18 protein-coding genes are annotated in these 23,760 nt (G+C 41.5%); 10 read left to right on the top strand and 8 right to left on the bottom strand.

Going from position 1 to position 23,760, the window contains the following annotated elements:
* Nucleotides 1-67 precede the first annotated feature (67 nt).
* The 4 genes from B0O44_RS05060 (at nucleotide 68) to B0O44_RS05045 (ending at nucleotide 6,176) form a co-directional block, all read left to right on the top strand.
* Nucleotides 68-589, top strand: coding sequence for a serine acetyltransferase (locus B0O44_RS05060; RefSeq protein WP_110827769.1), 522 nt, complete (start codon nucleotides 68-70; stop codon nucleotides 587-589).
* Between the two features lie 28 nt (nucleotides 590-617).
* Nucleotides 618-1,367, top strand: coding sequence for a class I SAM-dependent methyltransferase (locus B0O44_RS05055; RefSeq protein ID WP_110827766.1), 750 nt, complete (start codon nucleotides 618-620; stop codon nucleotides 1,365-1,367).
* A 2-nt stretch (nucleotides 1,368-1,369) separates the two neighbouring features.
* Complete coding sequence (locus B0O44_RS05050) at nucleotides 1,370-2,908, top strand: rhomboid family intramembrane serine protease (RefSeq protein ID WP_110827764.1); 1,539 nt, start codon at nucleotides 1,370-1,372, stop codon at nucleotides 2,906-2,908.
* A 97-nt stretch (nucleotides 2,909-3,005) separates the two neighbouring features.
* Entirely contained in the window at nucleotides 3,006-6,176 is a 3,171-nt protein-coding gene (locus tag B0O44_RS05045; protein ID WP_110827762.1) for a S41 family peptidase, read from the top strand.
* 59 nt (nucleotides 6,177-6,235) lie between these two features.
* Here B0O44_RS05045 and B0O44_RS05040 read toward each other — a convergent pair whose 3' ends face one another.
* Nucleotides 6,236-7,135 (bottom strand): glycosyltransferase, encoded by a 900-nt coding sequence (locus B0O44_RS05040; protein WP_110827760.1) that lies wholly within the window; start codon nucleotides 7,133-7,135, stop codon nucleotides 6,236-6,238.
* An 87-nt stretch (nucleotides 7,136-7,222) separates the two neighbouring features.
* The gene (locus B0O44_RS05035) at nucleotides 7,223-11,326 is read right to left on the bottom strand and encodes a gliding motility-associated C-terminal domain-containing protein (protein WP_110827757.1); all 4,104 of its coding nucleotides are present in this window, start codon (nucleotides 11,324-11,326) and stop codon (nucleotides 7,223-7,225) included.
* Nucleotides 11,327-11,483: 157 nt separating this feature from the next.
* Between B0O44_RS05035 and B0O44_RS05030 the strand changes: the two genes are divergently transcribed.
* Complete coding sequence (locus tag B0O44_RS05030; protein ID WP_110827755.1) at nucleotides 11,484-12,170, top strand: FkbM family methyltransferase; 687 nt, start codon at nucleotides 11,484-11,486, stop codon at nucleotides 12,168-12,170.
* A gap of 3 nt (nucleotides 12,171-12,173) precedes the next feature.
* On the opposite strand, the gene B0O44_RS05025 is transcribed toward B0O44_RS05030, so the two are convergent.
* From B0O44_RS05025 to B0O44_RS05000, 6 genes are read right to left on the bottom strand one after another with little or no spacing between them, the layout of a single operon-like run.
* Entirely contained in the window at nucleotides 12,174-13,493 is a 1,320-nt protein-coding gene (locus B0O44_RS05025) for a flippase (RefSeq protein ID WP_110827753.1), read from the bottom strand.
* Between the two features lie 29 nt (nucleotides 13,494-13,522).
* The gene (locus B0O44_RS05020; protein WP_110827751.1) at nucleotides 13,523-14,035 is read right to left on the bottom strand and encodes a DinB family protein; all 513 of its coding nucleotides are present in this window, start codon (nucleotides 14,033-14,035) and stop codon (nucleotides 13,523-13,525) included.
* A gap of 4 nt (nucleotides 14,036-14,039) precedes the next feature.
* Entirely contained in the window at nucleotides 14,040-14,753 is a 714-nt protein-coding gene (locus B0O44_RS05015; protein ID WP_110827749.1) for a DUF4476 domain-containing protein, read from the bottom strand.
* A gap of 57 nt (nucleotides 14,754-14,810) precedes the next feature.
* Entirely contained in the window at nucleotides 14,811-15,500 is a 690-nt protein-coding gene (locus B0O44_RS05010; protein WP_110827747.1) for a YjjG family noncanonical pyrimidine nucleotidase, read from the bottom strand.
* 12 nt (nucleotides 15,501-15,512) lie between these two features.
* On the bottom strand, nucleotides 15,513-16,157 hold the full coding sequence (gene upp / locus B0O44_RS05005) for a uracil phosphoribosyltransferase (RefSeq protein WP_110827745.1): 645 nt from the start codon (nucleotides 16,155-16,157) through the stop codon (nucleotides 15,513-15,515).
* A gap of 54 nt (nucleotides 16,158-16,211) precedes the next feature.
* Entirely contained in the window at nucleotides 16,212-17,318 is a 1,107-nt protein-coding gene (locus B0O44_RS05000) for a DUF7033 domain-containing protein (protein WP_110827743.1), read from the bottom strand.
* 67 nt (nucleotides 17,319-17,385) lie between these two features.
* Here B0O44_RS05000 and uvrB point away from each other — a divergent pair, with 67 nt between their 5' ends.
* From uvrB to B0O44_RS04975, 5 genes are all read left to right on the top strand, one after another.
* Nucleotides 17,386-19,431: an excinuclease ABC subunit UvrB gene (gene uvrB, locus B0O44_RS04995; RefSeq protein ID WP_110827741.1), complete on the top strand. Its 2,046-nt coding sequence runs from the start codon at nucleotides 17,386-17,388 to the stop codon at nucleotides 19,429-19,431.
* 19 nt (nucleotides 19,432-19,450) lie between these two features.
* Nucleotides 19,451-19,651, top strand: coding sequence for a YwbE family protein (locus B0O44_RS04990; protein ID WP_110827739.1), 201 nt, complete (start codon nucleotides 19,451-19,453; stop codon nucleotides 19,649-19,651).
* Nucleotides 19,652-19,854: 203 nt separating this feature from the next.
* Nucleotides 19,855-20,103, top strand: a complete 249-nt coding sequence (locus B0O44_RS04985) for a DUF4834 family protein (protein ID WP_110827737.1) — start codon at nucleotides 19,855-19,857, stop codon at nucleotides 20,101-20,103.
* Nucleotides 20,104-20,190: 87 nt separating this feature from the next.
* Nucleotides 20,191-22,668: a hypothetical protein gene (locus B0O44_RS04980; RefSeq protein WP_110827735.1), complete on the top strand. Its 2,478-nt coding sequence runs from the start codon at nucleotides 20,191-20,193 to the stop codon at nucleotides 22,666-22,668.
* A gap of 214 nt (nucleotides 22,669-22,882) precedes the next feature.
* On the top strand, nucleotides 22,883-23,737 hold the full coding sequence (locus B0O44_RS04975; RefSeq protein ID WP_110827733.1) for a UDP-2,3-diacylglucosamine diphosphatase: 855 nt from the start codon (nucleotides 22,883-22,885) through the stop codon (nucleotides 23,735-23,737).
* Nucleotides 23,738-23,760: the final 23 nt, after the last annotated feature.

Below are 23,760 nucleotides of genomic sequence, written 5' to 3'. Positions count from 1 at the left end.
CTAAATTAATGGCCATAAATGGATGATGAAATAGATATACTCGGGAAAAAACTTTAATTTACACCGGATGAATTTATTTAGTTACTTATTTCAGGATTGGGCTGCAAACGCCGGAAATATTAAGGGACGGTTTGTCCTTTTCCTGTTTAGGTTGGCGCAGGTGATTAGCCGGCATATCCTTTTGAAAATCATTTTTATTTTATATCTGGCCTTTTACCATTATTATGTAGAGTGGGTTTTAGGCATTGAACTGCCCCGTAAGCTTAGGGTCGGGAAAGGCCTGATGTTGTACCATGGGCAGGCATTGGTGGTCAATCAGGGTGTGGTCATCGGAGAAGGCTGTACGCTGAGGAATTCGGTAACCATAGGGCATAAAAAACTGGCTGATGGTCGTTTTAGCAAATGCCCACGTATTGGCAACCATGTAGATATTGGTGCAAATGTTTGCATTATTGGTGATCTGGATATTGGCGATCATGTCATTATTGGTGCCGGAGCTGTGGTCGTCAAAAGCATCCCTGCCAACTCCATTGTGGTGGGTAATCCGGCCAGAATACTGGAAAAGAAAAACGAGGCCACCAGGATTTAACAGATTTTTCTTTTCTTTGAAGCCAGATATGGAAAACCTTTTAACAGACAGAGCATTTTGGGTAAATTATTGGGAGCAGAAACCAGACTTGTCGGTTAATATCCCTGCAAATTATATGTTTCATGAGCAGTTGCAGAAGATCATCAAAACCCAGCAGGTGCAAACGGCGATTGAATTGGGTGGTTTTCCGGGTTATTATGCCGTGTTCTTAAAAAAGTACTTTGACCTGGATGTAACCCTGCTGGATTATTTTGTCCATCCACCCATCACGGCTAAACTGTTAAAAGAGAATGGGCTGGAGGAGAAAGATATTCAAATTATAGAAACGGACCTGTTTCAGTACAAGCCGGAAAAACAATACGACCTGGTGCTTTCTTTTGGTTTGATTGAACATTTTAATGATACTGCAGACATTATTAACCGGCATATTAACTTTGTTAAACCCGGAGGGACTTTATTTATTACCTTGCCGAATTTCAAGGCTTTGAATGGCTGGTTCCAAAAGCGTTTTGATCCGGACAACTACGATAAACATAATATCAATTGTATGGACCCTAAATTACTGGCCGGTATTTGTGAACAGGCTGGCCTAGAAGTCATTCAGTCCCGGTTTTTTGGTTATTTTAGTTTGTGGTTGCACGAAGAAAAGCAAAAACCTTTGATGCTAAGGTTGTTCAAAAAATCTTTATGGCTGGGGGGCAAAATACTCACCAAGTTATTTCCTTTTAACTCCAGACAACTGTCTCCTTATATTATCTTAGAAGCAAAAAAAGTTTAATCGTGGCCTGGTCCTGGGGATATTCACCAAAAATAGAGAAATTCATTCCGCTTGGTGACTTTCCGGCGGACCGGTACCTGATTATTGTTAAAAAAGTGATTGAAAACCTGGGATGGAAATTAAGTTCTGTATCTGCTTCAGGTGTAATTGCCTATACAGGCCTTTCTTTTCAGTCTTACAGTGAAGAAATATCTGTCCGGATCACAGCAGGTTTTGCCATTTTTAAAAGTGAATGCATCGGCATACAATTGCTGTTTAATGATTATGGGAAAAATGAACAGAATCTGGAAAAATTCTTCAATGAATTTGAATATGTACAGTATCATCTAAAAGACCATTGGCAAGAAGAGCTTAGTGCTTTTTCCTTACTTGGAAGCCCACAGGGAGATTCCGGTTTGGAAAGCCCGGCCCTTGCAGCAAAAGATAAAATTAAAAATGTTTTTTACCTGTTTTATCCCCGCAAGGGCTACTTTGTTACCCCTTTGATTGTTGATCTGAATATTCTGTTCTGGTTCTTTTGCGCTTTCTTTTCTGCGATCTACCTGGGCTTGTACCAGCAAGGTAAAATCAAAGGTGTTGGCGGAATGCCTGATTTTGAATTTTTGTACCACTTTCTGGGTGCCAATTCCAGAGAACAGTTTTTAAAGGGCCAATGGTGGAGGTTGCTCAGTCAACAGTTTGTACATTTTTCGTTTTGGCACCTTTTTTCAAATATGTACGCATTGATTTACATCGGGTTGATGGTGGAGAATAAACTGGGAAGCCTTAAGACTTTGTGCATCTATTTGCTGAGTGGTATTTGCGCGGGCGTGTTGAGCTTGGTTTACCATAAAACCGGTGTTATGGGAGGTGCTTCAGGTGCTATACTGGGAATGTTTGGTGCATTTCTGGCTTTGCTGTTGAGTAAAGCATTTGAAAGAAATGCTGCAAGGGCTTTATTGATCAGTACGATGATCCTTGTTTCTTATATGCTTTTAAATGGCTGGATTAAAAATAAAGTAGACAATGCGGCACATATTGGCGGCCTGATTTCGGGCTTTTTACTGGGGCTTTTGTTTTTTAGGGACAGGTTTTTTGGGTATCCCGTACCTTTACTGTTGCGTTACGGTATTGGAATTTTGTTGGTTGGGGGAACTGTGGCCGGATCTGTTTTGATGATCCCACGTTACCAGATCAAGGCATTTGAAGCACTGCAACGGGAATATTTAAGTAATTGGATAGATTTTAACCAGGTTTATCGGATTGAACGCGATTTTCCAAAAGAAAAAAAGCTGAAAATTATCCGGGAATCCGGTTTGGAAAAATGGAAAGAGAATGTGAGGCTGGTTAAGAAAATGAACCGGCTGCTTTTGGATGATCAACAAGTTTTACAGCGTGAATACGATGGGAAAATCGCAGAAAAGGGGCTTCACCTTGCGAAATTAATGTATGAACAAAGTGAAAAGGGAAGTCCTGTTTTTAAAATGGAAATCGGAAAATTAATGATGGATATTGAAAAGTTAAAAGCAGAGCTGGCAGAAAAGCAGGAACAACTGAAATAAAAAAAATTCAGGAAGGGATAATAAGAATGTCTTTTTAAAATTCTTATGTATTTTCGTCGCAACGACTTAAACCAAAAGATATCAAATATTTAAATTTATGAGGAATCCATTACTCGCATTGTTTTCCGCTATGCTGATCAGCGTGGCGGCTAATGCACAGCAACAACCTTATTTTACAGCCTATCCCGCACTTACTCCTGATGCCAAGGAGGTGATCTTTACTTATGAGGGCGATTTATGGAAAGTGCCTGCCTCGGGAGGGGAAGCAAGCCGGCTTACTGCAATGGCCGGAAATGAAGTTAATCCCAGAGTGAGCCCCGATGGAAAATGGCTTGCTTTTTCTTCCAATCAGTATGGAAATTACGATGTTTATGTAATGCCACTAAAAGGTGGAGACATTAAGCAAATTACATTTAATGATGCGGCCGATGAAGTGGAAGGATGGAGTTGGGATTCAAAAACCATTTATTTTACCTCGGGCCGTTACAATATGTACACGGCATATAAGGTCAATGCCGGTGGTGGTACAGCTGTGCGCTTGTTTAACAATTATTTTAATACCATTCATAATGTTGCAGAAGCACCGGATGGAGAACTTTTTTTTAATGATACCTGGGAAAGTAAAAATTTTGCCAACAGGAAAAAGTATAAAGGAGACTTCAATCCAGACATACAGTCTTATGATCTCAAGACGAAAAAATACAAACAATATACCAATTACAGAGGAAAGGACTTTTGGGCGAGTGTAGATAAAAACGGTAAAGTTTATTTTGTTTCTGATGAAGGAAATGAAGAGTATAACCTTTATACGTTTAATAATGGGAAAAAGATGGCCTTAACGAACTTTTCTACATCCATTAAGCGTCCATTTGTTGCGGCTAATGGAAAATCTATAGTATTTGAAAAAGATTATCAGCTTTATCTATATGACGTGGCTTCCGCAAAATCCGGTAAAATCGATATCCGGATTTCCAGGAACAATACCCTTGAGAAAGAGCAAGGTTTTAATGTAAAGGATAATATTTCGGCCTTTGATCTTTCTCCAGACGGCAAAAAACTGGCTTTTATATCCAGGGGAGAACTTTTTGTAAGTGATGCGGAAGGCAAGTACATCCGGAAAATTGCCAGGGATGCTGAGCGTGCCCTTGAGGTGAAATGGCTTGCGGATAACAAGACCCTGCTTTTTAACCAGACGTATAATGGTTATCAAAACTGGTACACCATAGGGGCAGATGGTAAAGGAAGCTTAAAACAACTTACAAAAGACAACCGGAACAACAGGGAGCTCACCCTCAATAAAACCAGGACAATGGGCGTATATTTAAGTGGAAGGGATGAACTGCGTTTGATTGACCTGAAAACAATGGACAGTAAAATGTTGGTAAAGGACGAGATCTGGGCCTTTCAAAATGCTACTCCTTCCTTTTCTCCTAATGATGAGTATGTGCTGTTTACCGCCTACAGAAATTTTGAACAGGATATTTTCATACACCAGCTAAAATCTGGAAAAACCCTTAACCTGACAAACACTGGGGTAACCGAAACAGATCCGGTGTGGTCAGCAGATGGAAAATCTATCTTTTTTGCTTCCATGCGAACCAAACCTTCTTATCCAATGGGAATGGAAAATTCGCATATCTATAGAATGCCGCTTAACAATTATGATTTGCCTTATCGGAGTGACAAGTTTGATGAGTTGTTTAGTCCTGAAAAAAAAGATGAACCAGCTGTTAAAACGGCAGATGGGAAAGATAAAACAGGTAAAGAAAAACCTCAGGAGAAACCTGCGGTTGTGGCCACAGCGCCTATTGTGGTCAATACACAAGACATTATGGACCGCTTGGAACTAATCAGCCCCGCCTTTGGAACACAAAGAGACATTACGCTGGTGACTAAAGGAGATAAGACCTATGTGTTTTACGCATCGAATCATGAAGGTGGTGCTTATGCTTTATACAGGACAGTGATCGAGCCCTTTGAAAGCAATAAGACAGAAAAAGCCGGGGCCAGCGGAAATTATAGTTTAACAGAAGCCGGAGGCAAATATTATATCCTGAGCCGGGGAGCGCTGGGAAAATACAACTTAGATCAAAATAAAATAGATAACCTGGATTTGAATTATAAATTTAACCGTAACCTGTCTGGTGAATTCAATCAGATGTTTTATGAAACCTGGGCAGGAATGGAAGAGAACTTTTATGATGAGAACTTTCATGGTGCAGACTGGAATAAGCTGAAAAAGAGTTATGCCTTTTACCTGCCTTTTATCAACAGCAGGAATGATTTGAGAATATTGCTGAATGATATGTTGGGAGAGCTCAATTCTTCCCACCAGGGCTTTAATACCTTCGGACCGGATGAAAGCAAGTCTTTAAATTATGTGACCAACGAAACTGGTATTGTATTTTCGCAGGAGCAGCCTTATAAGGTTTCTTATGTAGCGGCTAAAAGCAATGGTAAAAAAGAGAAGATAGACATTCAGCCTGGTGATGTGCTGACCGAAGTGAATGGGGCACCGGTAGATGATCAGGTGGACCGTGATTTTTATTTTACCAAACCAACACTTGAACAGGAAATCAGCCTGACCTTTAACAGAGGTGGTAAAAGCATCCGGACCAAGGTCCATCCTCAGACAGGTGGTGGTTTACGCGAGAATTTGTACGATGAATGGATCCGCGAAAATAAAGAAAGGGTTGACCGGTTAAGTAACAACCGGATTGCTTACTCCTATATGAAAAATATGGGCACTGGCGAACTGGAGCGCTTTTTACTTGATATGGTTGCCCAGGAAAACAATAAAGAAGCGGTCATTCTGGATCTTCGTTACAATACAGGCGGGAATGTGCACAATGATGTTTTACAGTTTCTTTCCCAAAGGCCTTATTTACAATGGAAGTACCGGGGTGGAAAAATGGCCCCCCAAAGTAATTTCGGACCGGCGGTTAAACCGATTGTTTTGTTGATCAACGAACAATCCCTGAGTGATGCTGAAATGACCGCAACTGGTTTTAAAGAGTTGAAACTGGGTAAAATTATTGGAACGGAGACCTATCGCTGGATCATCTTTACTTCAGCAAAAGGATTGGTTGATAATTCATCTTACCGTCTGCCATCCTGGGGCTGTTATACTTTAGATGGTAAAGACATTGAAAAAGAAGGGGTGAAGCCGGATATTTATATCAAAAATACATTTGTGGACAGACTGGAAAACAAAGACCCGCAGATAGAACGGGCCGTCTCAGAAATTTTAAAAGACCTCAAAAAGTAATACCTGCCTGAGCTGGTTTTTTTGTTTGTCTGATTTTAAATGAAGGACATGCGGAAAAATCAGCTTAGCTTTTCTTTGATCAGCCGTTTAATACGTTGCCATAAAGTCCCTTTTCTTTTGGCAAGAAAGTGTTTGATGATCTGGTAAGCTTCCGGGTGCTCTTTAAATTCAACCGGGAACGTTTTGATGGGCCTGGGATTAATAACTACATTGTAAATGTCATTAATGCCAGAATGAACACCTGTTCCATCATGTCCGATGTTGTTGACCAGGGATTGTGCCGGGTTCAGGGTAAGCCCGCCTTTAAGGAAAATAGAAGCGTACCAGCGAATGGCCCAAGAATTGTTTTTTCCATTTTTAAAATCCTGCATCTGTTTCCAGAAATTCATGGTTTTCTCGATGGAAAAAGCATGTTTTTTGCTGGAATCAAACTGGTTTAACAGCACATCTATATTCGGCTCAAAATGTTGCCATGCCCTCTCCCAGGTTGCCCAGCCCCAGCTGGTTGCAACGCGGTAAAAGAAAGAGTCCGGTAAATTATTTTCTTTTAGAGGATACATATAGGCACCAATATGCATCACCTGCTCCTGATTCCGGTAGCGGTTTAGTGCTTCATTAAAATAGGTCAGGGTATAAGGAGAACTGATGAGGTCGTCTTCGAAAACAATGACCTGTTTGTAATCTTTGACCAGCCTGCTTACCCCGGCAATTACAGAATCAGCCAGACCCATGTTTTGTTTGCGTTCTATGAGCTCTATGGATTTAAAGCCCTCCAAACTGCGAATAAATGTCCTGACTTCTGCTACTTTTTCTTCATCTGCAGCTGTTTTAGGTCCATCAGAGAAAACAAAGAGACGGCTCTCTGAGGCCAGTTCATTTTGCTGTAAAAATTTAACCGTACGCTGGGTATGTTGAGGACGGTTATAGACAAACAGCGCAATGGGGGCAAAGTTTTGCATGCTTAAAAAGAATTAATGAAGGGCAAAGATATTATTTATGAACAGGTTCTAATAATAACCATGCCTTAATTTACGCGCTCCTTTCTCTTAGCGGATCAGGGTAATGTTCCCTTTGAAAAGACTGTTTGTTTTATCTTTCAGTTCTATAATGTAATAATAGGCCCCGGCGGGTACAGGTTTTCCCTGCCAGGTACCGTCCCATGGACTGGTGTATCCTGTTGATTGGTGAACAATTGACCCGTAACGGTTAAATATGGAAACCCTGGATTTTGGATAGCCTTCAATATTTTTTATGGTCCAGTAATCGTTGACATTGTCTCCATTTGGGGAAAAAGCATTGGGAATCTCAAGATTCCTGACCACAATCACTTTTATTTTTTTGCTTTGGACACATTCTTTGCCATAAGATATAGTCAGGGTGTAATCTGTGGTTTCTTTTGGCATTGCATCGGGACTGAGGCGATCGTAATTTTCCAGACCGGTCAGCGGTCCCCATTCCAGAATATAGGTTCCGTCAGATGGCAGATCGGCCATTACACCAAGATTAATTTTCTGTCCATAGTCTATAGTCAAAACATCCGGTGCTTGTATAAGTAGTTTTTTATAGGAAAAAAGCTTAATCTGGGCATTACTGGAGGTATTACAGTTTTGGTTGTCAATAGTCCATTTTAAAATGACCTCTTCATTTTGAGGGAAATTGCGAATGGTGGCTTTTGGGTCATGCATGGTCGCGCTGCTAAAGGGCTGATAGCTTAAAGGAGCAATGACTTCCCAGCTTCCTGTTTCCTGGTCCCCTGCTTTATTGGCGTTTAGGGTTACGGTGTTTTCCCCGCAAAAGCTTTGATCGCTTCCTGCATCGGCAAGGGTAGCTGGCGGGTTGATTTTAATTTTAAGGATGTTGCTGTAAGCGGGGCAAGAACCGCTATAAGTAAGCCTCCTGAAATAAGTGCTGAGGCTTAGCTGTTCAATGAGCAGATCTTTTGAGTCCTGACCGCTTATGTTTTGCCAGGTGTCGCCGTCTGTACTCGACTCCCAGCTGTAGCGAAGCCCCTGCGCTGTTGGGCCCTCTGGCAAAGAACCGGAAATCAGCGTGTTTTCTATGGTCTGGGCACAAAAAACCAGGTTTTCACTCTGGATGACGTTGTTGCTGGTAACCGCAAGCACTTCTATAGGGAATTGAGAGTCATAATAGCGCAACAGGTCGACCTGTACTTGTCTTCGGTAAAGGAGTGCCAATGCATTTTTGCCAAAATTTTTCAGTGTTTTTGTCTGCAGATTTTTTTGGTTTGCATTGTCCAGATCCGACCAGGCCCCTTCCTGAAAAACCTGCCATTGGTATTTTGGTTGAGTTTCATTGTCAGGGTCGCCTTCTAAACTGATGTCCGCACCCGAACAGACCGTTGTTTTTTCAGTCCGGTTGACAATTATTTTAAGATCGCGTTCCATAGAGCATTGCTCACCATATTTAATCAGCAGATGGTAAATGACGGTTTTGGCAGGGCTGGCAACAGGAGAAAGAAGGGTAACATCATTTAGGTTATTGGAAGGGCTCCATAGGTACGTATAACTTCCTGTGCTATTCATTGTTGCAGGAATCTGGACCGATTCCCCCTGGTTGATGGTGATTCTTTCCGGTAGTGTTAAGGATGGAAGCCCGTAATTATAAAGTTTGACCTCTGAAAAAGATTCGGTCGAGCAGGCTGTGTTTTTTATGGTCCATTTAAAAATGATTTCCTGATTCTCGGGTAAATTTTTAACCAATGCTTTCGGATCGCTGCCATTGGAATCATCAAAGGGCTGATAGGAGGAAGGCTTAACCACAGACCAGCTTCCTGTTTCATTTGTTGCGGGTAAATTGGCGTTTAAATTTACATTTGCAGTTTGGCAAAGGGCAATCGGCTCGCCAGCATTGGAAACGGTAATAGCCGGATATACTTCTATTTTTAGGGCAGGGCTTACCGACTGGCAGTTGTCAGAAAAAGTTATTCTCCTGAAATAAGTGCTCTGAGTAAATTCAGCAGGAGAAAGGTGCTGTCCCTTTTCGTTTGGAACATCCGACCAGGTTGTCCCGTCGGTGCTTTGCTGCCATGTATAGCTTCTTGTTGTATTTTCAGCACCACTCGGAACAGAACCAGTGAGGACAGGTTTTGCTTTACCGTTGCAGTAAAGGTTTTGATCGGCACTAATGGTATTGTCTGTTGTTGCCGGATGGATGTTCAGTACAGTTTCTGAATCATAAAAAGAAGTGCTCGTGGTGATGACTTTTCGCCGTAAGTTAAATGCCTGGTCCTCATTGCTGTAGTTTGCAAGTCCCTGAAACTGGTAGTCGGGCTGTGTGGCTGGTGAGGGCGCTGAAACCCAGTTGCCGTTAATGTCTTTTGCTTCCCATTGAAATAGTGCATTTGCAGGGGCGCCGGTTAATCCTTTAACTAAAGTCAGCTCATTGGCACAAAGCTCCAGTTTAGCGCCGGCCTCAACCGAAACTTCCACTGTCCAGGTATAATTTATGCAATTGGAAGAGATGGTGTAAACTTTCAGATTTGAAAAGTCGGCCTCTGTATTGGACAAAGGAGAAAGAACCCCAATATCTGTGGTGATGGTTGGGCTTAATTTTTTGACATCAGTACCGGCCTTAACCTTTATTTTTATGGTTTTTGTGGCCACATCTATAACTGCCGCTGCACTTTGTGCAGCAAAAGAAAAAGTGGTAATCAGTGGCTCTCCACTTAATTTTACCTGATTGTACTTCGCGATAAAGGCGTCAGAACCTGAGTTTTGAGCAGTTAATTTCAGATCGCAGGTGCCGGGATTAAAATCTACGGTACTGCAGAAAGCGCCGCCCAATAGTACATTTTTTTTGGAATCTACAGCAATTTTATGCCCATAGTTACCCGAGCAGGCACTTCCAAAATTGAAAGCCCAGATAAAGTTGCCATCTCTGTCGTATTTGCCAAAAAAAGTATCTTTAACACCATTGTACGTTAGTTTTTTTGTGCTGGGGCCAATACCAAAAGTTAGTGTGCCATCGAAATACCCTCCGATGTAGACATTATTGTCTTGATCTGAAGTTAGATAATAGCTATAAGGACTGTAGCCGGTCGCCTCGATGTTTCTGGCCCATATGGCATTGCCTGAATTGCTGTATTTTGTGACAAAAAGATTATTGTTTTGCACGGAGGAAAGTGTGAGGAAGCCCGAAGGGGAGTTGAAATTTATAGCACTACTGTATACCCCGGTGAGGTAAATGTCATCAGCTGAACCAACAGCCAGTGAGGAAACAACCGGGCCGGTTGGACCATCTATTTTATTGGCCCATAGCAGGCTGCCGGTCTCCGAATATTTGGCTAAAAAATAAGGCTGATTACTACCGCTCATTACAAATGCGGGGGACTTTGGATTCAGGTCAATACTGGATTCAAAATAACCAAGGACAATGACCTCGTTGTTCGCGTTGGTTTTAACACTTTTTATTTCATCGTTTCCATAAGACCCCATTCCGTATGCCCATTGTAAAGTTCCGTTGCGGTCATATTTTGCCATAAAACCGTCCGATTGACCTTTTGTGGTCAGAGAATAGGCGCCCAGGTTAATAAAAGAGGAATCAAAAGAGCCTACAAAAAGAACATTTCCTAAATTGTCAGTGGTTACCACATGGCCTCTTTCAGTTCCCGATCCGCCAATACTTCTTGCCCAGGAAAAATTACCATTTGGATCAAGTTTAACCAGCAGGGCATCCCAGCCGCCGGAAGAATTGATGAGGGAAACTCCGGGTCCGGGATCACAATCAATGCTCGAGGAGGAAACCGCTGAAGCTATTACTACATTTCCTTCTTTATCTACACTGAGGTTATTTGCCTGGTCCAGTCCATCGCCGCCTATACTTTTTGCCCAAATGAGTTTTCCATCCGCGGTATATTTAGCGATAAAAATATCATAAGACCCATTTGAGGTTAACTGAGTTGCTGCAGAAACCCCTGAAAGGTCGACAGTCAAGGTTCCCTGAAAATTTCCGCAAACATATACATTGTCAAACTGATCGACCCCAATTCCTGAAAGTTTGCTTTCTCCTGTTCCTCCGATATCCTTTACCCAATCGGGGATCGGCAGTTGTTGTGCAAAGCCAGATAAAAAAAGAAAATGGAATAAAAGGATACAAATAAGGCGAGGTAGGCAATAGTTCTTTATAAACATCGGGAGCGACGGCAAATTTGAATGGATGCTGATGTAAAAGTATGTCTTTTTTTGATATTTAAAGGTAATATTTGACCAAGCTGTCAGTTCTTATAGTGCTTTTTGCGATAAAAAAGCGGTATTAAAATTTATTTGGAATAATTTGTACTTTCGCCCAATGGCCAGTCTGAAAAAAACAATACTTAAATATTTTCCAGTTCATTATTTTAAGTCCTCAACATCCTATTCCCAGGATGGGGAAGACATGATTCTGAAAGCCTTTTTTGAGCAAAAAAAAGGTAAAGGTTTTTTTGTTGACGTAGGTGCCCACCACCCGGTTAGATTTTCCAACACCCGCTATTTTTATAAAAAAGGCTGGAGGGGAATTAATGTGGAACCGACACCATCAGCGATTGGCTTATTTAATTGGCTAAGAAAAAGGGATATTAACTTAAATGTCGGCGTTGGAAAAGAGAAAGGTACCCTGACTTTTTATTGTTTTAACGAACCAGCGCTGAATAGCTTTTCCAAAGAGGTATCCGAAAGAGTAAGCCGGGAATCTTCAAAATATAAGGTGATCAAAGAAATAGGAATACCTGTATTGCCATTGTCTGAGATCCTGGAAAAAAATCTGCCTCAAGGTACGGCTATTGATTTTTTAAGTATCGATGTGGAAGGCCTGGATTTTGAGGTGCTGCAATCTAATAACTGGGATAAATACAGGCCTGAAATGGTTTTGGTTGAGGAAAGTGTCGATGTTGATCAGCTTCAGCATTCTCCGATTTATCAGTTTATGAAAGCTAAAGGTTATCGTTTTTTTGCAAAGACGCTCAGAACCTGCTTTTATAAGAAAGAACAAAAATAGATTTTACTTACGTGCAAGTTTTTGAATTGCTGAAACTAAAAAAAGCGATTTTAACATCATTATGCCCTGCTGTCTGGTTTTTGGGATAAGGATAATATAAAAAGTAGAAATGATGCAGGCGATTAAGGTCGCGACAGAGGCCCCCACCCCTCCATACAAAGGAATTAACCAGAAATTCAGTCCAATATTTATCAGTGCACCAATAGCGGTCCTTTGAAAGGAGATCATGGTGAAATTTTCTGCCAGAAGATATTGTGAACTGGCGCTGCCCAGAAAGACAAAGATGCCAGACCAGATGTGAATGCTCAGCATGGAACCTGCGCCCTCAAAACGGTTTCCGTAAAGCAGGTGGATAATGTCTGTGCCAAAGAAACTAATAAGCAACGCGACAGGCAAGCTGATGAAAACAAGAAGATCATAGAGATTGACTAATCTCTTGTGGTATCTGTCTAAATCGGTCTGCCGGGCGTTAATAATGGCTGGAAATACAGAGGTTATAATTGCAATCGGGATAAAATACCAGGCTTCGCTGATTTTTGCTGCTGCACTGTAAATACCAACTTCTGCACTGCCCTCGCTTTTGAGCATAACCTGGTCTATTTTCATATATATGGAAACCATTACTGCAGACAGGATTAAGGGGAAGGACTGTTGGAGTAAGGACTTTGCCCTGCTGGTACTGAAGGTCCATTGACGGATGTGCAGCCCTTTTTTATGATAAATGATCACCAGGCCAAAGGCCAGTATAAAGCCATCAAATACGAGTGCAACTGCAAAATAAATCAGGGGCATTTGCAACCAGACCAGCAGTATTTTGACCAGTGCAGAAAGGATAACGCATATATTCTGAACATGAACAACATATTTAGATTGAACCTGGGATTGAAAATAAGAGTCAATGACGTTAAAAGATTTAAAAAAAGAAGCAAAGGAAAGCAGGGCAACAATCAGGGTCAGGGGCTGTCCTGGCTGATCTGAAAAATGATGAAAAAATAAATAAATCAGAATACTTGCCGGAATGAGCAGGAGGTTGACACCAATCCGCATCAACAGGGAAGTTCCCAGGATTTCATTTTGTTTTCCTGGCTCTTTGATAATTTCCCTAATGATAAAACTATCCAGTCCCAGGGTACCGATGGCCGCAACTATAGCGGTTAAAGCATCGGCAAAACTTAAATCCCCAAAAGAAACCGGTCCCAGGTAACGTGCAATCAGAAAACCCACCACCATGCTGAGGACTTTCCCAAACATTAGCCATGAGGTGTTTTTAAAGTACTTACTGAATGCGGCTTCGTCAAAGCCCTTGATGCCTGGAATTTTCATTTACGCAAAGATGTGAAAATTGCTGGTGATCAGGAGAAGCTTTTCTCAATCCGCTTCAATTGCTTGAAATGGTGCCTGAGGTGGATCTCTGTAAACCTTAACCATTGTATGGCGTTCAGATAACCCAGTTTAGGATGTTTTGTCTTGATCTGGGGTCTTGCAGTAGAAATTTTCGGGACGTCTTTGTCCAGTCGTTTCAAAAAATCTCCAATCAATAAAAAAGCTTCATCTTTTGTGATGTACCTAATCCTGGAGGCCAGTATTTCCGGGGCTTTATATTTTCCCGGGGGCAGCGATCCATAAAAAAGGATGAGCTTTACAATAAAGGCGGTAGGTTTGTCTTTCCCTTTCCCATTTAGACAATCTTCTATGGTTTCCAGGGATAAAATGCTGGCATCAAAAATATGCGCATAGACCTCACTATAAGACCAGCCCCCGATGGGAGGGCTGGCCTGGAATTGTTTTTCACTGATGTTGACCAATTGCTTTTGGTATGCAGTTGCGATTTTATGCAGTGATGAAGAAATTTTGATACTGTTCATCTTTTTAGCGGTTGGGTGGAAGGCTGCTCACAAAAGCCATAAAATCCTCTTTTCCGTTCAGAAAACTAAAGCTTTCCTTTAGTGTATAAAAATTATTCTTGTCATAGGTTACCCTGTAAGCCATTTTTGCAAGTCTTAACCTTTCCTCATCAAAGGTGATGGTTTTTAACAACTGGAAAACCTGCGTGGTTACAAGCCAGTTGTTTTTAAAACAAACCTGGATCAGGTTCGACTTCCCAGGATCAAATCCCTCTTTTTTAACATCGTTTAACAGCCTGTTAAATTCTGGTTCCGGCATGGTGTAAACATTGTCAGGGTATTCAGGTCTGTCTGGCGGATAAGCCGGGCCCATATTCTGGCTACCGTCCCAATCATCCAACAAATACTGCCGGTTGCGGAGAATGGGAAGTGTTTTTACAATCCGGAAGCCTCTGCGGTCAGAGTAGGAGGCAATGATCCTGGTGTTGTTTTCCAGATTGATCCTTTGTCTGAAGACCGTCCGGTTGTTTTGGAGGATGGTTAGTGTCGGCGATGACCTGGTGTCCAGGTCAAAGAAACGGAAACGGCCCTGCACAGAACCACTAAATTCCTCATCAAGGTAGACCGTAAATTTTCCACGGTCGGCAATTTCAAGAAAAAATTCCGAGTTTTTACCCGTTTGGGCAAAACTGACAGCGCTTTGCAGCAGAACTGCAAAGGCAAAAAGTAGGTTTTTCATATTGTTGATTTGTGTGTGGAAAAGGCAATACGAATCCCGTACCAATAAACTGATTTTTTAAAAATGAAGCAGCAACTCCTCTAGGTGGGTGATTTGCCATTGTACATCTTCGGGTTTTTCTTTATTAAAAGGATTAAAAAAAATGGCTTTCATCCCAAAGTCTTGCGCCCCCCTGATGTCTGCTTCAATACTGTCCCCAATCATAATGCTTTCTTCCTTTATGGCTCCTGCTTTTTCCAGAGCATATTCAAAAACAGCCTTATCCGGTTTATTCACCCCCACTACTTCCGAAATGATCACGTTTGTGAAATAAGGGTTTAAACCTGATACTTCCATTTTTGTCAACGTGGATTCTTTAAATCCGTTTGATATAATGTGCAGGCTATATTTTTTTTGCAGATAGGAAAGAACTTTTTCTGAGCCCTCAAATAAATTTTTCTTGGTTGGGCCAAGCCGTACATAATCGTCCTCAAATTTGGGCGGTATATGATCGGGGTGTATACCCGACTGGATAAATGCTTTTGTGAAGCGTTGGTTGCGAAGGGTTTCCTTGTCTATTTTACCCAGGTGATATTCTGCCCATAAGCGATGATTGATCTCGGTATAGGTCCGGATAAAATCTTCAGCAGATTTTAAGCCCAGATCGGAAAGTTTATAATGCTCAAACAACTCCATCAGGGTTTCTTCTGCATTTTTATCAAAATCCCATAAGGTATGGTCCAGGTCAAAAAAGATATGTCTGATCATCCAATGAAATTTTTATAATTTACTACCGTAAGCAAGGTCCCCTGCATCTCCCAAACCGGGAACAATATAGGATTTGCTGGTCATTTCTTCATCTATGGCCCCTACCCAAAGTTTTACCTGTGGCAGGTTTGCCCTTAGGTGCCTGATGCCCTCGGTACTGGCAATGGCCACAACAACATGCAACTCCTTTAACTGGAAACGGTTGAGGAGTTCTTTGCAGCAAAGGACCATACTCAACCCGGTTGCGAGCATTGGATCGGCCATGATGACAATTTTATCTGTCAGGTCAGGTGAGGAAATGTATTCTATCTGGATTTCAAAATCACCACTTTTATGTGTTTTGCGAAAGGCGGTAACAAATGCAGAGTCTGCTTTATCAAAGACATTCAGTAAACCCTTATGCATAGGCAGGCCTGCCCTTAAGATGGTGGCCAGTACGGGCTCTTCTTCCAGTTTTTTGGTTTGGGCAATACCTAGTGGGGTTTGTGTCTCTGTATCTGTGTATTTTAAGGTCTTGCTGATTTCATAAGCGAAAAATTCACCCAGTCTTTCCAGGTTTTTTCTAAAGCGCATGGCATCCTTCTGAATGTTTTCATCTCTAAGCTCAGAAACGAAAACATTGGCAATGGACTGGGTTTTACTCAGGTCAAATATCATGTGGTAAAGATAAGGGTCTGTTTTTGCTTGTATGAATAAATAAGCAGATAAATTTTAAAAAGGACCATTGAAATGCTGCATCATTTCCAGGTACAGCTTTCGCGCCCTTTTTCCTTTGAGGGTATTTGAAAGGCTATCCTGATGCCATAAAATATAAAGATGGCCTTTCAGTAGTTTTACGGTGTCGGCAATGTCTTTCCATTGCTGGGGTAATTCTGAAGGCTGAATTCGTTTTTCCTTCAGGATTAAATCGCTGATGGCTACCGGGTGGATCAATAGGTGGGTGGTTTTTTCCAGCTGGAGGTCATACCAGTGGAAAGGGGTGCAGGTTCCTGCCCTGAATCCGGCGATATATGGATAAGCCATTCGATAATCATGACCCGTCCCTGCAGAAATCAACTGAAGATAACTTTGAGGTAGTTTAATTTGTCCTTCGCCTTCATGATCCGGGTCAAGGGAGGGTTTAAAGAAAAAAAGGCCCTGGATATGATGTTGTTGCTGCGTTTTTACAGCAAAGCTTTGAATCTCTTCAGTTTTTCGGTCTGTGCTGTTTAAGCGGGTGGAAAGAAACGGGATTTTTGATAATAAATTTTCTGCCATCCGAAGCAATCCTTCGGGTTTTCCTCCTGCGGGATACATACAGAGCAAGGGGACAAACTGATATTTCTTTTTTTCAAAGTAAAGACCCGGATATTTTTTTAAAAGGAGATTTTTGATCAGCAGTGCCCAACCATCTATAACAGGTATCTGCAATAGCTTTAATTTGTTTTGAAGACTAAAACCGGGTGAATAATGTCCCTGGCTGTCTGGTGTATATGGAAGGTATTCTTCGTAACGGCTCACAAAATAAAAGGCGGCTGAAAAGACATCAAAGGGCAGGGCTCCCCCGCTAACGGCAAAGGGAACTATGGTGTCTCCAAAAGCGGTGGTTTTAAAGCTGGTTTTAACGATCACATGAGAGAGCAGCAAATCTGCATTTTTAAAGAAAATTTCGTCTGCAACTGGCTGATCTGCATAACTGATTTTTGGAAGACCGGAGCTTTTAAACTCTGCCAGGTTGGAGCTAAAACCGATTTGTGTTTTCAGAACATCATTAAAGATAAAGTTGAAGATATACTTTATCCGGGGCGTCAGTATAGGTACGTAGGCCAGTAGCTTCATGATGACTATAAAAATAGGATATTAACATCACATTTCAATACCCGATAATTTCTTATCTTTGATATCCATGAAGTTTAAATTAGTTTCAGACTATAAACCAACAGGCGATCAGCCAGATGCAATCCGTCAGCTGGTAGAGGGCGTCAATAACCAGGAACATTATCAAACCCTTTTGGGGGTGACAGGTTCGGGTAAGACCTTTACTGTAGCCAACCTGATACAGGAAACGCAAAAGCCGACCTTGATTCTGAGTCATAATAAAACACTGGCAGCACAGCTTTACGGAGAATTTAAGCAATTCTTTCCAGAAAATGCAGTGAACTACTTTGTCTCTTATTATGATTATTATCAGCCTGAGGCTTATATGCCAAGTAGCAATACTTACATAGAAAAGGACCTGAGTATTAATGAAGAAATTGAGAAATTAAGGCTGCGGACCACTTCTGCATTGATGTCTGGCAGACGTGATGTGATCGTGGTTTCTTCCATTTCCTGTATTTATGGTATGGGTAATCCTGAAGATTTTTCCAGATCTGTTTTTCGTTTTTCGGTCGGTACAAGAATTTCAAGGAATTCGTTCCTGCACAGTCTGGTGGAAATTTTATACGCAAGGACCATAAACGATTTTAAAAGGGGAACCTTTAGGGTAAAGGGTGATACGGTCGATATTTTTCCAGCCTACCTGGATAATGCATATCGCATATCTTTCTTTGGAGATGATATAGAAGAACTAAGTGTAATTGATCCGGTTACGGGAAAGACCCTTGAAAAGCTGGAAGATATGGCGATTTATCCGGCCAATTTATTCGTAACCCCGAAAGACCGTTTCAATTCTTCGATATGGGGAATTCAGGAAGAACTGGAGATCCGTAAAAACCAATTGATTGCAGACAGACAGCTTCTGGAAGCCAAGCGTCTGGAAGAAAGGGTTAATTTTGATATCGAGATGATGAAGGAACTTGGTTATTGTTCCGGCATTGAAAATTATTCCAGGTTTTTTGATGGACGTGCCGCCGGAATGCGGCCTTTCTGTTTGCTGGATTATTTTCCTGAGGATTACCTGATGGTTATTGATGAAAGTCATGTGACCGTTCCTCAGATCCGGGCGATGTATGGAGGGGACCGTTCTAGAAAAATGTCGCTGGTAGAGTATGGGTTCCGATTGCCTTCTGCACTGGACAACAGGCCGTTAAACTTTGAAGAATTTGAACGTTTAGCACCACAAACAGTATACGTGAGTGCAACACCGGCCGACTATGAATTACAAAAGTCCGATGGAATATATGTAGAGCAAGTGATCCGACCTACAGGATTATTGGATCCGCTGATTGAAGTGAGACCTGCGGTAAACCAGGTGGATGATCTGTTGGAAGAAATAGAAAAAACCATAAAAATGGGGGACCGGGTTTTGGTGACCACCTTAACCAAAAGAATGGCTGAAGAGCTGACCAAATATATGGACCGCCTGAACATTAAGGTCCGTTACATCCATTCCGAGGTGAAAACACTCGAAAGGGTAGAGATTTTAAGGGGATTACGGTTGGGTGAGTTTGATGTGCTGATCGGGATCAATTTGTTAAGGGAAGGACTCGATTTACCAGAAGTTTCCTTTGTGGCAATTTTAGATGCAGATAAAGAAGGTTTTTTAAGATCTGACAGGGCTTTGATCCAGACCATAGGACGTGCGGCGCGTAACGACAGGGGGCGGGTGATTATGTATGCAGACAACATTACCGATTCTATGGCCAGGACCATTGAGGAAACCAACCGGAGAAGAGATAAACAAATTGCCTATAATGTTGAACACGGAATTGTACCAAAAACTGTAGGTAAAAGTAGAGAAGCCATTTTGGAACAAACTTCTGTACTTGATTTTTCTGAAAATACAAGCAGGGCCAAAGCCTATGTGGAAGTGGATGAAGTGAGTATAGCAGCAGATCCGGTGGTGCAGTATATGACCCAACCGGAAATGCAGAAATCTATTGATAAAACCAGAAAAGAAATGGCAAAGGCAGCCAAGGAGATGGACTTTTTGCTGGCAGCCCGTTTAAGAGATGAGATGTTTGCCATGGAGAAAGTCTTTCAGGAGCGCTTTGGGGAGGTAAACAATTAAAAACAGATGATAAGAAGTAATGGACGGAAAGAATAGAAAGGATATTTATCCAGGATTGGAAGTGGATGTAATTTTAAAAAAGGACCAAAGGAGCGGGGCATTAACCAGAGGAATTGTAGCAAATCTGTTGACCTCGTCCCCTTTTCATTCCAGGGGCATAAAGGTGCGTCTGGAAGACGGGCAGGTAGGGCGGGTTGCGCACATCGTAGAGGAAGATTAAGGACCTATTGTAAGTCTTTTGCAATAATCCGATGGATTTTGTAATAATGAAAATCGATCTTCGTCTATATTTTAGTAAATTAATCAGTTCCTGAAAAACGACATTTTTTTGGGATCGACATTAATAATTAAAAGGCAAATTTTGCTGAGGGCCTTATCGGACTTCGCCCATTTGCCTAGTTTTGTACATATTAAGATTAAAACATGGGTTTATTAAAATTTCTTTTTATCACAATATTGATACTTTGGGTGATCAGGATTATTCTAAGACTGGTTTTCCCATTGGTCCTGAAAAATATATTCAGTAATATGCAGCAACAGGGAAATGGCCCTGCCGCACAACAACAAAGAAGGCCGGAAGGATCCATTTCTATAGATTATATGCCACCAAAACCAAAACCAGGAAATACAGATAAACTGGGTGATTTTGTGGATTATGAAGAGCTGAAATAATTATAATATTTAATTTCCTCTTTAAACCGTGCTTATTTCCTTCCTTTTTATATTTTTGGGGTTAGTTTAATATAAATAAACCCCTTAATGAATACTTGGTTTAAAAGAAATGGCATACACTTGGCCATTGCCGGATTTTTCGTAATTATCTGTTTCGCCTATTTCAGCCCTGTAATGCAAGGCAAAGGGCCGGCTCAAAGTGATGTACTGCAGGCAAGAGCCATGCAGAAAGAAATTATGGATTATAAGGCTAAAGAGGGTAAAGGCCCGCTTTGGACAAACCAGATGTTTGGGGGAATGCCTGCCTACCAGATTTGGGTACAGTATCCCATGAATGCGACCACACATGTGATCGCCCTGATTAAAACCGTATTGCCGGATCCGGTAGATGTGGTATTGTTGTATTTACTTGGCGCTTACTTGTTGTTTTGTGTCTTAAAGATCAATCCTTACCTGGCCGCGGCGGGGGCAATTGCCTTTGCGTTTACTTCCTACAATTTTCAGATTATTGCGGCCGGACACAGTAATAAAGCGATGGCTATCGCTTTTTTTGCTCCAATTATAGCGTCTGTCATTCTGACCATGCGGGGCAAATACTGGCTTGGGGGTAGTTTGTTTGCTTTGTTTATGTCGCTGGAAATCAGGGCGAATCACATACAAATGACTTATTACCTTTTCCTTGCCCTGTTGATTTACCTGGGCATTGAAACCTATCATGCCATTAAAGAGAAAAAATTCCCTCCCTTTGGACGGTCCCTGTTGTTTTTAGGAGTGGGTGGTTTACTGGCCCTGATGGTGAATATGAGTACGCTTTGGACAACCTACGAGTATGGGAATGAGTCCAACCGCGGGAAATCCAATTTAACAACAGATAAAGCCGAAGAAAAGAATGGTTTGTCTAAAGAATATGCTTACCAGTGGAGCCAGGGGGTTGGAGAGAGTTTTACCTTCCTGATACCCAATGCTTATGGTGGGGCTTCAGGGGTAGACGCTTTGATGAAACCTGACGGACATTTATATAAAGAACTCCAGACAGTTACAGGAGGGGATCCGGGCCAGGCCATTCAACAACTTGGACAGGTTGGTGTACAGCAGTATTGGGGTGATAAGCCTTTTACCGGAGGTCCTTATTATTTTGGCGCCATTATTTGTTTCCTGTTTGTATTTGGCTTGCTGATTGTAAGGAGCCGTTTTAAATGGTGGGTATTGGGCACCACAATTCTTTTCATGCTGCTTTCTTTTGGAAGTAATTTTTCAGCTGTATCAGACTTGTTTTTTGATTATTTCCCTTTGTATAACAAATTCAGGGCAGTTGAATCTATTTTAGCTGTAGTTGGACTTATGGTGCCTGTTTTAGCGGTATTGGCGGTTAAAGAGGCTGTAAGTGGAGCTTATGACCAAAAAGTACTGGTTAAAAAACTCACCATCGCTGCCGGGATTACCGGAGGATTTTCATTGCTGGTTGCCATTGCACCTACGGTATTTTTCAGCTTTGCAAATGCGCATCATCAGCAAATGGTAGACGCCTTAACCCAAATGCTTCAGAACAATAGAGCAGAGGCCATGAAAATTGCCAATGCGCTGATCCAGGACCGGGCCGATATTGCAAAGGCCGATGCATTAAGATCTGCTTTATTTATAGCTGTTGCCTATGCTTTATTATGGGCATTTGCGACCAAAAAGATGAATCTGCAACTGGTGGTCATTTTACTTGGCCTTGCTGTTCTGATCGATATGTGGCAGGTAGACCGCCGTTATCTGAACAACAACAATTTTGCAAGTAAAGCAGACCTGGACAATCATTTTCAGCCAAGGGATGTGGATACCTTTATTTTAGCAGATAAGGATCCGGATTTCAGGGTAATGGATTTAACCATTTCTGCATTTTCCGATGCCAGCGCTTCCCAGTTCCATAAAACAATTGGCGGTTATCATGCGGCCAAATTGAAACGTTATCAGGAGTTGATTGACAATCAGTTTTCGAAAAGTGTGAATCAGGATGTTCTGGACATGCTCAATACGAAATACATTATTACCCAGGACCCTCAGAATGGATCTTATAAAATGCAAAGAAATGCAACTGCTGCTGGAAACGCCTGGATTGTGCAAAATGTACAGTTTGCAAAAAATGCCGATGAAGAAATGAAAGCCATCAGCAGCTTTGATCCAAAGAAAGAAGCCATCGTGGACATCCGTTATAAAAATCTGATCGATGAGAAAAAGGTGACTGCGGGCGGTGCTACTGCAATGATCAAATTGGATAGTTATCATCCGGATCACCTGGTGTATTCTTACAGTGCCCCTACAGATGTGATTGCAGTTTTTTCTGAAATTTATTACGATAAAGGATGGAATATGTACGTAGACGGAGTGAAAAAGCCATATTTCAGAGCGGATTATGTTTTGCGTGCTGCCCAGCTGGAAGCAGGTAACCATAAGGTAGAGTTTAAATTTGAGCCTGTATCTTATTATACGGGAGAGAAAATTTCTCTGGCAGGATCTGTATTGTTGGTTTGTGCACTGGGCTTTGCAGTATATAGTGATAGAAAAAAGAAAGCGGCCTAAAAACGCAGGTATTGTACATAAAAGAAAAAGGTTGTTGCCCGAAGGCGACAACCTTTTTCTTTTTATAATAATATTTTATTAACAGATTGTTAATCTGTGTATTGCATATTTGTAGTCATAAACTAAAAACCCATGGAGGAAGCTATTGTAACAGGATGTGTTATTGCCTTAATTGCTTTCTTTTTTAGCCCTTATGATTTGAAAATGGACGACGATGACGTGTAAAAGAGAAGTAGAAATTGCGGTCATTTCTGATGTACACCTTGGTACCTATGGTTGTCATGCAAAAGAACTGTTAAAGTATCTTAAAAGCATCAAACCTAAAATGCTCATTCTTAACGGAGACATTATTGACATCTGGCAGTTCAGTAAAAGATACTGGCCGGAGACGCACATGAAGGTTGTCCGCAAGTTGATGAAATTTGTGGTAGAAGGTGTTCCTGTTTATTATCTGACCGGAAACCATGATGAGTTGCTCCGTAAATTTGCAGATATGCATTTAGGGGCTTTCCACCTTCAGAATAAACTGGTGCTGGAACTCGATGGGAAAAAGGCCTGGTTTTTTCATGGGGATATTTTTGATGTGACCATGCAGCATTCCAAATGGCTGGCCAAGCTTGGTGCGGTCGGTTATGATACCCTGATTCTGATCAACAGTTTTGTAAACTGGGGCCTTAAACTTTTTGGAAGGGAAAAGATGAGCTTTTCAAAAAAGGTAAAAGCAAGCTTTAAGGATGCCGTTAAGTTTATCAATAGCTTTGAGCATACAGCAGCTGAATTGGCTGTTGAAAAGGGTTACGAATATGTAGTTTGTGGCCATATTCACCAACCGGAAATGCGCAATGTGAAAACAGAAAACGGAGAGGTGGTTTATTTAAACAGCGGGGACTGGATTGAAAACCTCACCGCATTGGAGTATAAGGACAAAGCCTGGACCATATTTAAATACGAAGCAAAAGATTACCAGGTGGATATTGAGGAAGATGGAGTGCTTTCGGATAGTGAAGACCTGCACAGTAAACTGGATATAAATACCTTGTTGCAAAAAATCAAATTAGAAATTGCCTAGGGTATAAAATTTGCGGATATTCG

The organism is Pedobacter nutrimenti (assembly GCF_003208655.1).
In the GTDB taxonomy this organism is placed as follows: Bacteria; Bacteroidota; Bacteroidia; order Sphingobacteriales; family Sphingobacteriaceae; genus Pedobacter; species Pedobacter nutrimenti.
The sequence above is the reverse complement of the archived record's forward strand: the minus strand, read 5'-3'. Positions and strand labels throughout refer to the sequence as shown.

What these genes read in the sequence shown, in the direction of transcription:
- B0O44_RS05060 (WP_110827769.1), top strand. Translation starts at nt 68, where the DNA reads ATGAATTTATTTAGTTACTTATTTCAGGATTGGGCTGCAAACGCCGGA.
- B0O44_RS05055 (WP_110827766.1), top strand. Translation starts at nt 618, where the DNA reads ATGGAAAACCTTTTAACAGACAGAGCATTTTGGGTAAATTATTGGGAG.
- B0O44_RS05045 (WP_110827762.1), top strand. Translation starts at nt 3,006, where the DNA reads ATGAGGAATCCATTACTCGCATTGTTTTCCGCTATGCTGATCAGCGTG.
- B0O44_RS05040 (WP_110827760.1), bottom strand. Translation starts at nt 7,135, where the DNA reads ATGCAAAACTTTGCCCCCATTGCGCTGTTTGTCTATAACCGTCCTCAA.
- B0O44_RS05035 (WP_110827757.1), bottom strand. Translation starts at nt 11,326, where the DNA reads ATGTTTATAAAGAACTATTGCCTACCTCGCCTTATTTGTATCCTTTTA.
- B0O44_RS05030 (WP_110827755.1), top strand. Translation starts at nt 11,484, where the DNA reads ATGGCCAGTCTGAAAAAAACAATACTTAAATATTTTCCAGTTCATTAT.
- B0O44_RS05025 (WP_110827753.1), bottom strand. Translation starts at nt 13,493, where the DNA reads ATGAAAATTCCAGGCATCAAGGGCTTTGACGAAGCCGCATTCAGTAAG.
- B0O44_RS05020 (WP_110827751.1), bottom strand. Translation starts at nt 14,035, where the DNA reads ATGAACAGTATCAAAATTTCTTCATCACTGCATAAAATCGCAACTGCA.
- B0O44_RS05015 (WP_110827749.1), bottom strand. Translation starts at nt 14,753, where the DNA reads ATGAAAAACCTACTTTTTGCCTTTGCAGTTCTGCTGCAAAGCGCTGTC.
- B0O44_RS05010 (WP_110827747.1), bottom strand. Translation starts at nt 15,500, where the DNA reads ATGATCAGACATATCTTTTTTGACCTGGACCATACCTTATGGGATTTT.
- upp (WP_110827745.1), bottom strand. Translation starts at nt 16,157, where the DNA reads ATGATATTTGACCTGAGTAAAACCCAGTCCATTGCCAATGTTTTCGTT.
- B0O44_RS05000 (WP_110827743.1), bottom strand. Translation starts at nt 17,318, where the DNA reads ATGAAGCTACTGGCCTACGTACCTATACTGACGCCCCGGATAAAGTAT.
- uvrB (WP_110827741.1), top strand. Translation starts at nt 17,386, where the DNA reads ATGAAGTTTAAATTAGTTTCAGACTATAAACCAACAGGCGATCAGCCA.
- B0O44_RS04990 (WP_110827739.1), top strand. Translation starts at nt 19,451, where the DNA reads ATGGACGGAAAGAATAGAAAGGATATTTATCCAGGATTGGAAGTGGAT.
- B0O44_RS04985 (WP_110827737.1), top strand. Translation starts at nt 19,855, where the DNA reads ATGGGTTTATTAAAATTTCTTTTTATCACAATATTGATACTTTGGGTG.
- B0O44_RS04980 (WP_110827735.1), top strand. Translation starts at nt 20,191, where the DNA reads ATGAATACTTGGTTTAAAAGAAATGGCATACACTTGGCCATTGCCGGA.
- B0O44_RS04975 (WP_110827733.1), top strand. Translation starts at nt 22,883, where the DNA reads ATGACGTGTAAAAGAGAAGTAGAAATTGCGGTCATTTCTGATGTACAC.